The sequence below is a fragment of the Acidobacteriota bacterium genome (assembly GCA_040754075.1).
In the GTDB taxonomy this organism is placed as follows: domain Bacteria; phylum Acidobacteriota; class Blastocatellia; order UBA7656; family UBA7656; genus JBFMDH01.
This window is the reverse complement of the sequence record JBFMDH010000013.1, coordinates 106,976-121,290: the sequence shown is the minus strand read 5'-3', so window position 1 is coordinate 121,290 and position 14,315 is coordinate 106,976. Positions and strand designations below refer to the sequence as shown.

The 14,315-nt window shown below is 47.7% G+C and carries 11 protein-coding genes; 1 reads left to right on the top strand and 10 read right to left on the bottom strand.

The window, feature by feature from the left end; all coding sequences use genetic code 11:
- Position 1: 1 nt before the first annotated feature.
- The gene (locus tag AB1757_15650) at positions 2 to 1,390 is read left to right on the top strand and encodes a hypothetical protein (protein ID MEW6128474.1); all 1,389 of its coding nucleotides are present in this window, start codon (positions 2 to 4) and stop codon (positions 1,388 to 1,390) included.
- Between the two features lie 134 nt (positions 1,391 to 1,524).
- Here the strand turns inward: AB1757_15650 and AB1757_15645 are convergent, their stop codons facing one another.
- The 10 genes from AB1757_15645 to AB1757_15600 all read right to left on the bottom strand — a co-directional run bounded on the left by AB1757_15645 (position 1,525) and on the right by AB1757_15600 (position 14,173).
- Positions 1,525 to 2,538: a multiheme c-type cytochrome gene (locus tag AB1757_15645; GenBank protein ID MEW6128473.1), complete on the bottom strand. Its 1,014-nt coding sequence runs from the start codon at positions 2,536 to 2,538 to the stop codon at positions 1,525 to 1,527.
- Positions 2,539 to 2,606: 68 nt separating this feature from the next.
- Positions 2,607 to 4,115, bottom strand: a complete 1,509-nt coding sequence (locus tag AB1757_15640; GenBank protein ID MEW6128472.1) for an amidohydrolase family protein — start codon at positions 4,113 to 4,115, stop codon at positions 2,607 to 2,609.
- Positions 4,116 to 4,298: 183 nt separating this feature from the next.
- On the bottom strand, positions 4,299 to 5,486 hold the full coding sequence (locus AB1757_15635; protein MEW6128471.1) for a thiolase family protein: 1,188 nt from the start codon (positions 5,484 to 5,486) through the stop codon (positions 4,299 to 4,301).
- Between the two features lie 67 nt (positions 5,487 to 5,553).
- Positions 5,554 to 6,291 (bottom strand): GNAT family N-acetyltransferase, encoded by a 738-nt coding sequence (locus AB1757_15630; GenBank protein ID MEW6128470.1) that lies wholly within the window; start codon positions 6,289 to 6,291, stop codon positions 5,554 to 5,556.
- Positions 6,292 to 6,307: 16 nt separating this feature from the next.
- Positions 6,308 to 7,021: an HAD family hydrolase gene (locus AB1757_15625; GenBank protein MEW6128469.1), complete on the bottom strand. Its 714-nt coding sequence runs from the start codon at positions 7,019 to 7,021 to the stop codon at positions 6,308 to 6,310.
- A gap of 44 nt (positions 7,022 to 7,065) precedes the next feature.
- Complete coding sequence (locus AB1757_15620) at positions 7,066 to 8,343, bottom strand: cytochrome c (GenBank protein MEW6128468.1); 1,278 nt, start codon at positions 8,341 to 8,343, stop codon at positions 7,066 to 7,068.
- Between the two features lie 116 nt (positions 8,344 to 8,459).
- Positions 8,460 to 10,595, bottom strand: a complete 2,136-nt coding sequence (locus AB1757_15615; protein ID MEW6128467.1) for a 3-hydroxyacyl-CoA dehydrogenase NAD-binding domain-containing protein — start codon at positions 10,593 to 10,595, stop codon at positions 8,460 to 8,462.
- Between the two features lie 41 nt (positions 10,596 to 10,636).
- Positions 10,637 to 11,779: a hypothetical protein gene (locus tag AB1757_15610; GenBank protein MEW6128466.1), complete on the bottom strand. Its 1,143-nt coding sequence runs from the start codon at positions 11,777 to 11,779 to the stop codon at positions 10,637 to 10,639.
- 16 nt (positions 11,780 to 11,795) lie between these two features.
- Positions 11,796 to 13,511: a long-chain fatty acid--CoA ligase gene (locus AB1757_15605; protein MEW6128465.1), complete on the bottom strand. Its 1,716-nt coding sequence runs from the start codon at positions 13,509 to 13,511 to the stop codon at positions 11,796 to 11,798.
- A 23-nt stretch (positions 13,512 to 13,534) separates the two neighbouring features.
- On the bottom strand, positions 13,535 to 14,173 hold the full coding sequence (locus AB1757_15600) for a TetR/AcrR family transcriptional regulator (GenBank protein MEW6128464.1): 639 nt from the start codon (positions 14,171 to 14,173) through the stop codon (positions 13,535 to 13,537).
- Positions 14,174 to 14,315 lie beyond the last annotated feature (142 nt).

Genomic DNA, 14,315 nt, shown 5'->3' with positions numbered 1-14,315 from the left:
AATGAAAATGATTCATTACCTTGAAGACCGCGAACGATTTCCTAATCTGACCGAAGCCGGACTTAGGATGTTAAACCGGTTGCGGGAACATGAATTTGCGCCAAATTATAATTATGCCTGTGGCGACCAATTATCTATTGATGGATTAACTGAAGTCAGAAACTTTGAAAAAGAGTTGGCAAATAAAAGAGCAGGTTGGAAACCCGGCGAGATACCTGATTGGGTTTTGAATTTTGCCGACCGCTGTTTAATCGATGTGCCGTTTTATCGTAGCTACAAACGAACCGCCGAAAACTTTTTATCACTACCCGCCTTTTCGCGAAAAGATTTGGAAAACCAACAGTGGGCATTTGTGCCAGACTCGCAAAGTTTAGATGAGATGCTGGTTTATTACACTTCGGGAACAACCGGAAAATCGTTTGATATTTTGTCTCACCCCGAGGTTTCAACGAAATATTTGCCGTGTTTGCAATTTGCGCTTGCGCGTGTCGGCGTGAAAATCGAAGGGGGCGCTGAACGAGTTTTCGCTGTGAATGTCTGCGCCCAAAATTCGACGCTTACCTATGCGACAGTTTCGACCTATTTCGATTGTGCGGGTTATGTGAAAATCAATCTCAATCCGAATGATTGGAAACATCCTGCCGACATAGAAAAATTTATAAACGATTTGCAACCGGAAATCTTCACCGGCGACCCGATAGCTTTTCTTGCCTTGATGAAAATACCCCTGCAAACTAAACCCAAAGCCCTGGTTTCATCGGCAATGATGTTATTGCCTGCACTCAAAACCAAATTTGAAAATCATTTTGAGTGTCCCGTCATTGATGTCTATTCGATGAACGAATCCCGATTTATCGCCGCCAGCGTCGATGCAAAAAATTATGAAATCGTACCTCATGATTTGTTTGTCGAAATTCTGGATGATGAAGGGAATCTTTGTCTGCCGGGCGTTCGTGGTGAAATCACTTTAACCTGCGGACGAAACCCCTTCTTACCTTTGTTGCGGTATCGCACAGGAGATTTCGCCGCTTTGAATTTCGACAAAGCCTACCCGACTCTTGTGCAATTCGAGGGCAGGCAGCCGATCATGTTTCTTACTGCGGATGACCGTTTGATTAACAACATCGATGTGACGCAGGCGCTTGAACCGTTTCCTATCGGGCAGTTCTCATTACATCAATGTGAAGACCGTTCTTTGATTTTCAAAATACGCGGCGGTTGGGGTGATGAGGCGGAAATCAAAAAAGCCTTATTGAATCTGTTCGGTGAAAACCAACACCTCACCATCAAAGAATTGGTCGGCGACGAAACCATTAACGGCAAGGTGCTACAGTATTCTACCGAGATTAAAGACGCGACCCTTAATCATTCGGAAATCGTTTTTCGATAAACGATGGAACCGACACAAAGAGAATACGAAGCAAGCGGAAATAACCGAACGAACATAATATTTTTTGGGCAGGGTACTTTTAAGTAAATCAAACAGGTTTAGAGCGCGGTCTCTGACCGCGACTACTTTCTCAATCAATATTCACAAAGCGGACTTTTAACCGTGTAGGCTTTCGCGGGTTTATAAACACTGGTTTCAGTATTGTGGCAATCGGAACAAATCGCGGTTTTCGGAGTCAGTCGGTGTTTGGTCGCGGAATTGCCATGCACCGAATGGCAGCTTAAACAAGTCACGGTTTTGCCAAATATCACCACATCGCGAACATTACGATAAACGTGCCGGTCGCCGGCGTTCAAACTTTCATCATCGGCTTTGGCAAAATCGACCTGATAATCCTGAAAGAGATTATCTCCGGGAACAAAGTTGTTGGGGTAGGGAAGCCCTGTTGATTTCGCCGTCCCTCCACGTAAATGGCACGAAGCGCAAATCGAAGTGACCACCTGTGGTTGCGTTCTGCTTTTTTTCGATAACAGAATCAACGATGTGTTGTTGGTATGTTCGAGATTGACCACGCCGTGACAAACATAACAATCATGTCCAAACTGCGCGAAGGTTTTATTTTTTTCGTCAACTCCGGTTGCATGACAACCGACACAACGATTGGCGAATTTATCTTTATCCCAGGTTGGAGTTTCTGCATCTGTCCAGTTTGTCACCTTATCGTTAGCGTCAAGTGTTGCATGGGTATTTAATATGGCAAATTTTCCGTATCCCGATTTTTTCAAGAATCGCAAATGATTGCGACTGCCTAAATAAAATTCAATCTCTTTGGCGAGCGGCGCGAGTTTCAGTTGTCCCAGAAAAATATCCTTCCACTGTGGCGCGTCTTCTCGTTGTTGAATGGTCACGCCGTGGGCATTTTTCTGCCAGGTTGCGCCAATCGTATTGCGATGACAGAAGAGACATTCCCCGCCGGTTACGAAATCGGGAACCGGCTCGCCTGCATGATTTTTACCCCAGGCTGTCGGGTCGAGTTTTTGTTCCTGATGCGCGTTTACGATATGGCTTATCGAAGCCCAGCCGATAACGAAAATTGCAGTGAACAAAATAGCGACACGCAGATGGTAGGTAAAACTTTCTGGAGACATAAGATTAAAACAACGAGGAAAGAAAAGAGGAACGAATGAATTCACTCGTTCCTCTTCTGGTGAATGATTTAGTCGCTGGCGCGCACCCAACCATAAGCGGCGTTGCTGCGTTCGCCGCCGCGTTCGATATACTCGGCTTTGAGTTTGTCGAGGGTGTCTGTTGGCAAGGCTTTGCGTTTTGCCTTGAGTTTGACTTTGTAAAGTTTGGCGGCATTCAAGCCCAAAATATTGGCTTTGTCCTGTTTGGTGAGTTTCGTGTAGCCAAATTTTTCGCACATTTCGTCGCTAATCTGGAAACGTTTGAAGGCATCAATTGCCCATTGCGGCGAACCCCACCACAGACAATCGGTTCCCCATATGACATGGTCAGAGCCATAGGTTTTAACGTTTTTGCCGATGCCATGCATTGCCATCACCGGGTCGGCAATGATCAGGACATTGAAGAAGCTGCCGATTTCACAATTGATGTTATTGATTTGCGGATTGCGAACCTTGATGTCCATCAGAATTTTATGCCACTCGAAATCGCCGGTGGTCGGGTCATACATATTGTTCTCTTTCCAGTTTGGTTCATTAGGTCCGTGTTTCAATGCCGAGTGGTAAACCACGAAATTGAAATCGGGATTTCTGAGCGCCGCTTTCTCCACGTCTTTGGGATTCGCAAGGTGACCAAGGGTGCGTGATTGATACGAGAAGCCCTTGTGGGTGCTGATGAGTTTGACCCCCATTTTGCGAGATTGCTCGATAAACCACTGGGCATTGTCATCATCCAACTGGAATCCACCACCGGATTTACCTGGATCGAAATGGCAATACCATTTCCACGAATCGATGCCATAAAGTTTGACTTCGCGTTCCATCTGTTCAAGGGTCGCGGCTTTATCAAGCTTATTGGCGGTCTTGTCCCAATAGTGATTGGGCGCGAGATTGCCTTGACACAAGGCGCGTTGCGAACCCGCGAGTTCATTGATTTTCTTTTTGCTTTGCGCCATCAACCAACTTGGTAATACGCCTTTGTCGCGGGCTGGGCCAACTAGAAGCTTGCCGCTTTCATCCTTATTTTTTTCCATACTGGGCACACCAGAGATGACGCAAATTGAGGTTTCGCTGTCGAAATACATCTCTTTGACAAAGTTTCTGAAGCTATAAGATTCTTTGTCGTCTTTGAGATTTTGGAAGCCCATATTTTTGGCGAATTCCATAGAGCGAAAACCGAGAGCCAAACCATTGGTGAAATGCGATTGCACATCAATGATAAAGTATTCGCTCTTCGGCCATTTCTCGAAATTGGCAGCGTCTTCCCAGGTCTCGACATCTTCGACCTCGAACACCTTGCCATAAACTTTATTCATCGCCAGAAAGCAGGTCGCCATCCCCATCGAGGTTGACATGAAGGCGCGGCGCGATAAACCCAGTTTTTTGGCGCGCGCTTCGGACATTTCACCGATGAGATTTTCAACCTTTTTCTGTCGTTCATTTTGGGGGCGGGGAATGAACTCTTCGTTTGAAACGATTTGCGTTGGAACGGGCGAAATCACCCCTTTCCTGGCATCTCTGTCACCTTTTCTTATCCACATAACGCTCCTTTTCTATGTTGTTTGATTTGAAAATAAGAAGAAAGCTTCGACTTAACTACGTTTTTAATCAGATGTGAGTTACGAATTTTGTCCTTTGTCATCGGTCATTCGCAATTAGCGCGCCTTGATTAAACAAAGTGTTTTTCCGAATTGAACCAATGACAAGGGACGAATGACCAATGACTAATTACAGGCTTCAAATAAACCTGCTGCTCCTTGTCCGCCGCCGATGCACATGGTGACGACGCCCCATTTATGTTTGCGGCGCAACATTTCATTGGCGATGGTGCCGACGAGCCTTGAGCCGGTCATACCGAACGGATGACCGATAGCGATTGACCCGCCGTTGGGATTTAATTTTTCAGGATTGATGCCGAGACGGTCGCGGCAATAGACGACTTGAACCGCGAACGCTTCGTTGAGTTCGTAAACATCTACGTCATCGACTTGCAGCCCGAACCGTTTTAATAATTTCGGCACCGCAAAAACGGGTCCGATGCCCATTTCATCGGGTTCACAACCCGCGACATTGAAGCCACGGAAAATCATTTTGTATTTGAGTCCCAATTTATCGGCGCGTTCCCTGGACATCACCAGCGTCGCCGAAGCGCCATCGGAAAGTTGCGATGAGTTTCCGGCAGTGACTGTGCCTTGTCCACTGGTCTGGTCAAAGTGCGGTTTGAGCGCCAGCAACCCTTCAATTGTGGTGTCGGGACGATTGCACTCGTCTTTATCGGCGACGAATTCCTGTTTTTCAACAATCTCGCCGGTCTTCTTATCGAAAATGCCGCGCGTCACCTGCATCGGCACGATTTCATCATTGAACAAGCCTTCGGCTTGCGCGCGTGCCGTGCGTTGTTGACTGAGCAGTGATAATTCATCCTGCGACTGGCGGCTGATGTTATAACGTTTGGCGACGACTTCGGCGGTGTCGCCCATCACCATATAAACCCCTGGATATTTTTCCAGCGCCACTGGATGCGGGTCATAATCGCGGCTCATCATGGTAATGCTTTCGAGTCCGCCGCCAATGGCTACATCAACGCCTTCGTTGAGAATTTGATGTGCGGCATAGGCGACCGATTGCAAACCGGATGAACAGAAACGATTGATGGTGATGGCGGCGGTTGAAGCCGGGAGTCCTGCGAGTAAGGTAGAAACCCGTGCAACATTGTTGCCCTGTTTTCCGTGTGGTTGCCCGCACCCGACAATCACATCTTCAACCTCTTCTTTGGCAACCTGGGGGTTGCGCTCCATAACCGATTTGATAACGTGTGCCAATAAATCTTCGGGTCTAGTTAAATTGAAAGAGCCACGAAATGATTTGCATAACGCGGTTCTGACACTATCTACGATGACTGCCTCTCTCATAGGTGATCCTTTCTATTTTACTGTTTGATTAAAATTTGAATGATTTTCAACTTTAAGCCTTTTCGCTTTAATGTTCAAATACAAAGAGCGCATCAACCGGCTCAAAGAAAAGTTTTTTTGCGAGTTTCAAAGACGCGGCGTTCGATTCAACCGCGCCCCAAACCGGCTGTTTATTTCGCGCATTCATTTCATTGATTAGGAAAGTCACACAGGCGAGCGCGTGACCATGACCGCGATAAGCTTTCAGGGTGTCAATCGACACATCCCAAAGCGTTTCGGTTTCCCATCCCGCATAACAGAATGACACCGGTTTATCATCAATGATGGTAGCCGCCACACTGGTGGCTTTCGCGGCAATTATCAATTCGTTTTTTAATCCCGCAGGTATTTCGGCATTGTCGCGAATCTCCTCGGCATTCAAATAACGCACAGTGTTTTTCGGCACATCGGCTAAACGAATCGAGTTGATTCGCTGATGCAAAATGGCGCGTTCAACTTTCCAACCGGATAAACTTTCGGCGACCACGCGAATATTGTCATCGAAAGCCAGAACCGCGTTTTGCTGAGTGTTTTGTTGCACGGCGCGTTTGATGGCTTGAACGGAAGGGGTGCCGATCACCGCAATCAAACCGGTTTGCAAACTGCGAACAACAAAACTGAGTATTTTTCCTTCGCTCAGTCCGAAAATTTCGCAAGCGTGGGAACGTAACATGCCGCGCGTTTCGACGAATCTGGGAATGTCCGGCAGAGCATTCGCCAACTGCATGATTTTATCCTGTAAAAAGACCTGACTTTGTGGTTGCATTAAAAAACTCCCGCAATTACTTTGAAAACAAATTCGGCAAATGGCTGATGTGTTCAACCGTGAGGAAATGTTTGCCGGTCAATTCGTTTTCGGAAACTCGCTCATGAATCCATTCGGTTTTGTAGGGAATGTGAATGGCGATTCCACCGATGGCAACGACAGGGAGGATGTCGGATTTCAAAGAGTTTCCTATCATAACAAAATGTTGCGGGGCAATGTGGTGTTTACGGATGATGCGCTCATAAACACGCTGTTCTTTTTCACTGACAACTTCGATGCGACTGAAAAAATCGCCAAGACCCGAACGCGCGATTTTCGCTTCCTGATGAAACAGGTCGCCTTTAGTGATGAGCATCAATTCATAGGATTGCGCGAGCGTTGCTACTGATTCATAAACTCCATCCAGGAGTTCAACCGGCGCGTTCATCATCTCTTTGCCGATTTCAATGAGGTTTTGAATTTCTGTAGCGGTGATGCGACCTTCGGAAAGTTCAATCGCGGTTTCAATCATCGACAGGGTAAATCCCTTTACGCCGTAACCGAAATGCAGGATGTTGCGCGATTCAGTCTTGTAAAGCCGGTCGGCAATCCACGCTTCATCGTGATATTTCGAGAGTAACGCTTTGAAGCGGTCGTGCGTTGAATAAAAAATCGACTCGTTATGCCAGAGCGTATCGTCCGCATCGAAAGCGATAATATCTATGTCATTGATAACGGAGATTTCTGTCATAGATATTTTTATACCAGCCCAAAGTTAGTGATTTGCCAATCAAATTAACGATTACCCTGGGTCGTGATTTGGCTTTTCGGTTTATCAATCGTGTAGGTGATGCCGGTATATTGCATCTCTTCCCACGTTTGATCGCCCCACCTCACTGTCGCCCTGGGATCGGGATTAAATAGATTGGCAGTTGAATTGTCGTAATGAGCGGTTGCTTCAAGCCTGGCTCCTTTTGGCGCAGCCAACGGTTTGGCAAACATATAGTAGGTTTGCCAGTTGAAATCATATTTCGGAACCGACAGCACATTTTCTTTTCGACCATCGGGAAAGACTAAACGATAAGACCAGCTTTTGCCTCGCAAGTGTGTATGAGGAACCAGTCCCAGAATATGCGAATCCTCGGTGAATTCGATTGCCGAATCAACCTGATGATTACTGGCTCCCGGAGGAATAACGAACATGGGATTGATAAAGGCGCTGGTGATAATTTCCATCTGCGGCGGTTGTTTGGCGAAAATCATTCCAACGCTGGTCTTGTCTTTTGCAGCCGTTCCGTTAGTAGTGTAATGCATTTGTAAAAGCAACACCGCCCCGGCTTTCACTAATATTGCCTCGCCCGGTTTGTAGGTCATCGCATTGGTTCCCGGTGCGGTGGTGGCAATCAATGAACCCGCGCCACCACGCGAAATCGAAAAATTGGGAATCACCTGTTTGAAGGGCATCGGACGCCCTTTGCCATCCGGTTCACGGACAAACACCAGGACATGGTGAACCACACTGCGCGCGCCGGGTTTGACTTCGATTGCTTGTATCCATTTATCTTCTTTGAATTTGGTCGGCACTGGAAAGTATTGATAAGAGATTGTGCCATCTTCGGGAACGGTGTATTCATTCGCCATACTTAAAACCACATCGGGTTTACCGATTTCCCAATCATCAGAAAATGATGGCGGCTGCGGTAAATCTTTTGGGTTGCCTTGCGGAGAGCCAGCATCTACCCAACGAACCAGAATATCTTTTTCAGCTTCGCTCAATCGTCGGTCATTTAAAAAGGTTCCGTGAGGGTCGGTCGCATGCCAGGGCGGCATCTGCCCGGTGATGACTTGTTCGCGAATGGATTTCGACCAGGGGCGAGTCTCCTGATAGGTGAACAAAGACATTGGCGCAATGCTTCCTGCCCGGTGACAAGTTGCGCAATTTTTATAGAGAATCGGCGCTACATCTTTTGAAAAAGTTGGACTAGCTGCACTCGACTCGCGGGTTGTCGCGAAAAACCCGGTTGAGAATAGAACCACAAAAGAAATCAAAATGACCAACAATCGAGTTTTCATCTACAAAGAACCTCCAAGAACCTCTGAGCCAACGGTTGGAGGCTTATTCCTTAACACCCTTTAGGGTAATTGAAGGTAAGCCTCTCAACCCGTTTCCTGCAATTGCCGCCATCAAGCTAGGCGGATTTCGCGATGTTGCCTTTGTCGAAATCGGCGAAGGTTTTGCCTTGGTCAGCAAGTTGTTTGAGTAGCGGTGCCGGTTCCCAATGTTCGCCGTGCTCGGCGTGGAATTCTGAGATGCGGTCATAGACTTTTTTGAGTCCGACCGTGTCGGCATAAAACATCGGGCCCCCACGCCACACAGGGAAGCCGTAACCGTTCAGGTAAATAATATCTATGTCAACGGCGCGCAGCGCGATGCCTTCTTCTAAAATTTTTGCGCCTTCGTTAATTAATGCATACATCGTTCGCTCGATAATCTCTTCTTTGCTGATGTCGCGTTGTTCGATTCCGGCTTCGGTTGCCATCTGTTTGAACATTGCTTCAATTTCCGGGTCGGAAATCCGGTTGCGGTTCTCATCATATTTGTAAAACCCTGCGCCGGTTTTCTGACCGTAACGACCAAGTTCATACAACCGGTCTGCAATAATCGGATAACGCAATCCGGGTTTTTCCAGATGTTTTGCCTCTTGACGCACACGCCAGCCGACATCAACGCCCGCGAGGTCGCTCATCGAAAGATAGCCCATCGCGAGTCCGAATTCATACAACGCGCCGTCAACCTGTTCGGGCGTTGCGCCCTCTTCAATCAGGAACAACGCTTCGCGTCCATAAGGTCCAAGCATACGATTGCCAACGAAGCCGCGACAATTGCCAACTAAAACGCCAACTTTCTTGAGTTTTTTAGCCAGTCCCATCGATGTGGCAATCACTTCGTTGCTGGTGGCTTTACCGCGCACGATTTCCAACAATCGCATGACATTTGCCGGACTGAAATAATGATTCCCGATAACCATCTGCGGGCGCGAGGTTGCCGAAGCGATTTCATCAATATCAAGCGTTGAAGTATTTGACGCCAGAATGCAGGTCGGTTTGCAGATTTTATCGAGTTCACCGAAAACCTCTTTTTTCAATGCCATGTTTTCAAAGACCGCTTCGGTAACGATGTCAACTTCTTCAAAGCCATCATAAGTTGTCGTCGGGGTAATCAACCCCATGCGTTTATCCATGACTTCCTGCGGGAAACGACCTTTGTTGACCGAGTTCTGATAGTTTTTGCGAATCACCGCCAAGCCTTTGTCCAAAAGTTCCTGCGACGTTTCTTTGAGTAAAACCGGAATCCCGGCGTTGGCATAATTCATGGCGATGCCACCGCCCATCGTGCCTGCGCCGATGACTGCGGCTTTTTTGATTTCGTAAGTTTGCACGTCTTTGCCGATGCCGGGAATTTTTCCGACTGCGCGTTCACCGAAAAACGCATGAATCATGGCTTTCGACTCGGTTGAGAAGAGGCATTTGACAAAGAGTTCTTCTTCGCGTTTGCAACCTTCTTCAAAAGATAATTGGGTTGCCGCTTCAACCGCATCAATCGCGGCAATCGCAGCGGGTTGACCGCGACGGACTTTAGCGGCTTGTTTGCGCGCCTGTGCGAAAATTTCTGCGTTGGTCGTCTCATCACCGAGTTTGTCAATAAAATCGCGGGTGCGGCGCGGCGTTTCACCGCTGGCGATTTTTTCCTGTAAAAATTCGATTGCGCCGCTGAGCAAATCGCCATCAATTACTTTGTCAACAATGCCGACTTTCAATGCTTCACCGGCTTTAATCGGCGCGCCGAAGGCGCACATCTCAACGGCTTTGGCGACGCCTGCGAGTCTTGGCAGACGTTGGGTTCCGGCAGCGCCGGGAATGATGCCGAGGTTGACTTCCGGTTGACCGACCTGTGCAGCGGGAACCGCGACGCGATAATGAAAAGCCATCGCGACTTCCAGTCCGCCGCCAAGCGCAGTCCCATGAATAGCCGCGACGAGCGGCTTTGAGGAACTTTCGATTTTATATAGAACGGGAACCAGTCCGACGCCTTCGCGGCGTTCACCGGAGGTGATTTTCCCAAATTCTTTAATGTCGGCGCCGGCAATGAAAGTTTGCCCTGAACCGATGAGAATGCCGCCCTTGAGCGTTTCATCGCGTTCGATTTCTTCGACGGCGGCAGCGATGCCTTCGGGAACGCCGGGACTCAAGGCGTTTACCGGCGGGTTGTTGACAGTAATAATGCCAATTCCATCTTGTCTGGTTAAGGTAACGAGTTCGCTCATAAAAATTGCTCCTTTGGTAAAAAATCTGTTTATTAATCAATCTACTCAGCAATGCGTTTAAGCTGGCTGATTCGTTCCATAATCGCTCTGGTAAAACATTCAACTTCTTCAGGGGTCGCGGCGCTTGCCTGAAGCCCGGTTCTTAACTGGGCATCGGTGATTTTACCGATATATTGCAATAACCACTTGGCGTCTGCCGGGGTGATGCGGGTGCGGATTTCATCTGTGCGTTGCCCTTTGTAGCCGAATTCAATGAAGCCGTTTTTCACGCCTTTGATAAAGTCTCTGGACTGTTTGGCAAATCCGTCACAATCCCATTTTTCTCTCGAAAAAACGCCGCCCCATTTACCCATCGAACCGCCCCAATCGGTCATCAGGAATCGTTCTTCGCCGGTGGCTTTGACTTTGAAAATTGCCGTATTGGAACCGCGACTCGCATCACGTTGGTCTTTGCTGTCCCAATTTGAAGTCAGCATAATCATGATTTTTAAGCCGTTCAATTCTTTGGTGCCAAGGAAAGGGTTTTTATCCCACAACCAACTCTCTTTGCCTTGCATTTTCTTGATACCGGATTCTTTCAATTCAAATCGGGCATCTTTAAAACTACCGTCAGCGGCGATGTATTTTGCCGCTCGAGTCAAATTTATCGCGCCAATAATTTTTCCCGACTTTAAGAAAAATGCCGGTTCAACATAATAACCCGCTGCCCAAACCAGTTTGGATGCGAACACTTCCGAATGAACTTCGCTGCCCCATTTCACGCCCCAGGTTTTACCGTTGGCATCTTTCACTTTCACTTTGGGATTGCTGCCGCTTTTATCCTCTTCGATAAAATTAAAAGGTGGCAGCGGGGCGTTCGCCGCGCCGCCTTTGCCATATTGAAAATCGAGTTTTTCAACCTTGCCGGGATTTCGCCAGATGGTTGGGCCAGGAAGAATCGGTTCCGGTTTCTCTTCGGGTTCGCTCTTTTTCTCAGGCGGTTTCGGAGTTTCGGCTTTTTTGGTTTCAGTGGGTGTGGTCGTTGTTGTGGTAGCCGGAGGTGTCGTGGTTTTCGGTTTGGCGACCGGCGCCCGCCGGGTTCGTGGTCGGGTTCGCCGGGTTTGCGCATTTACATCTAAAGCCGAAAGCCCGAAAAGTGCGATAAATAATAGTAAAAAGGTTTTTGAAATCATCAGGGATTTCATCTGGGTTTCCTCGCTTTTATTCATCACTGATTTGTGAATTTTTTCTGCGTTCTTCTTCCAAATCGCGCAAGGCGCGACGCAAAATTTTTCCGACATTCGATTTCGGTAAACTTTCAACAAATTCGATACTGGCGGGAACTTTGTACTTCGCGAGATTGGCTTTGCAATGTTCCAGCAATTCCTCTTCTGTGGTATTCGAGCCGGGCTTAATCACCACAAAGGCTTTTACACGTTCCCCGCGATATTCATCCGGGACGCCAATCACCGCCGTTTCCATTACCGCAGGGTGGGTGAACAAGACATCTTCGACCTCGCCCGGATAGACATTAAACCCGCTGACAATCACCATGTCTTTTTTGCGTTGTACGATGTAAAAAAATCCATCTTCATCCATGTTGGCGATGTCGCCTGTGTGAAGCCATCCATTACGCAAAGCGAGTTCGGTCTCTTCGGGTTTGTTCCAATACCCCTTCATGACCTGGGGTCCACGAATGCAAAGCTCCCCGTCTTGACCAACCGGAACTTCGTGTTCGCCGGTTTCCAAATCAACGATTTTGCATTCAACACCGGTGAGCGGCAGACCGACGCTGCCGACTTTGCGTTTTGCCAGTGTCGGGGTCGAATGCGTCGTCGGCGAAGCTTCCGATAATCCATAACCTTCGTAAACCGTCACGCCGCTCATATTTTCAAATTGTTCGATGACCTCTACCGGCAAAGGCGCGGAACCGCTGCCGAAACGATTCACTTTATCGAGTCCATATTTTTTGGCATCGGGATGATTGAGAAGCGAAATCAGAATAGTCGGCGCGGCGGGAAAGTAGGTCGGTTGATATTTTTGAATGGCTTGCAAAACCATGGTTACGTCATATTTGGGAATCATCACCAACATCGAACCTTGCCAGGTGGCGAGCATCATGCCGCAGGTAAAGGCATAAACATGATAGAGCGGTAATACGAGAAGAATGCGCCCTTCGGCTGGGCGAAAAAATTCCCGCGACCACAAATGCATCTGCAAGACATTGGCAAAAATATTGTAATGCGTCAGCATCGCGGCTTTGGGAACTCCCGTCGTGCCACCGGTGTACTGTAAAACTGCTACATCTTCGCGGGCATTGATGGCGACTCGCGGTGGTTGGTTATCGCCTGCATCCTCGATTAATTGTTTGAAAGCGAGCGTGCCGTCGGGAGCGGGTGGCGCATCTTCGGGTTTTGCAGAATAGTCGAGAAGGCTTGTGATAATCACCTGTTCGATATGGGTATTTTTTTGCACTCCCGCAATCAAAGGCGCAACCAGATCAAAGGCGATGATGGCTTTAAACCCGGAATCTTTGGCAACCAGTTCGACCTCGCGGGGGGTATAAATCGGATTGATATTTACGACGATAGCGCCGAGCCGCAAAATAGCAAATGCGGTAATCATATATTGCGGGCAATTGGGCAGCATGATGCCGACGCGGTCACCTTTCGCGACGCCTAATTGATGTAGAGCAAAAGCCAGTTTATCGGCATGGCGTTTGATTTCTGCGAAGGTGAATTCGGCTCCTAAAAATGCCGCCGCTTTTTTGTCCGCATACATCGAAGATGCTAAACCGAGAATTTGATAGACGGATTGTTCGGAGTAATTGATATTTTCGGGGACCCAGAAATCATAACTTTTTAACCAGGGTTTAACTGCATATGAAGAAAGTTCCTGAGTATTGCTTCTTTCGGGTTGAATATTCGGAGCCGACATAAATACCCCTGCCTTTTAGATAATTAATTCGATTTGAGAGCGGAACGTAATAACCGTTGTGGAGAGCGTAAAGTGCCACCCACAGCGACTTTTAATATTTCATCTGAAACTTGCTCGGCAGTCAGTTTACCACTTGCGTCATACCATCGAGAAATCCATAGCAACATTCCGAGTATGCTGAAAGCCGCAACCGTAGTATTGACCTCTGCAAGTTTTCCCGCGCTTTTAAGGCGTTCGAGAGTGTCGCGAACAAAATCGAAATAGACCCGTTTGCGTTGACGAATTTTTTTTCGATTCGCAGGAGACAACCCGGCGACTTCATCAACCAGAACCGTGATGGCGTTGCTGCCTTTGGTAATCAGTTGCGCGTGATTATAAATGATGGTTCTCAATCGCAGTTCCGGGTCTTCGATTTGACTTGCGGGAGCGATGACGCCTTGATCGAGCATATCCATGCCGTAGCTCATGATTTCAAACAGCATCTCCTTTTTCCCATGAATATAATGATAAAGCCCGGCTTTGGTCATTCCGACTGCCCGCGCAATATCATTCATGGACATCGCATCGAAGCCTTTATCACAGATGATTCTGGCAGCGATGTTATAAATTTCCGCCAGCCGTTTGGCATCCGTCGGTTTTGCAGTTTTTTTTTGTGCTTTCATTTGTTTGCGACAATTTATCTGTTGGGTAGAGCGTTCAAACGGTTAAAGCTACTGACCGTTCGGTAGGAAACTACTCTGCTAAACTTGCCTTCGTCAAGAAGATGAGGACGAAAAAAAATAAAAAGCTTCAACAAAAAAAGCA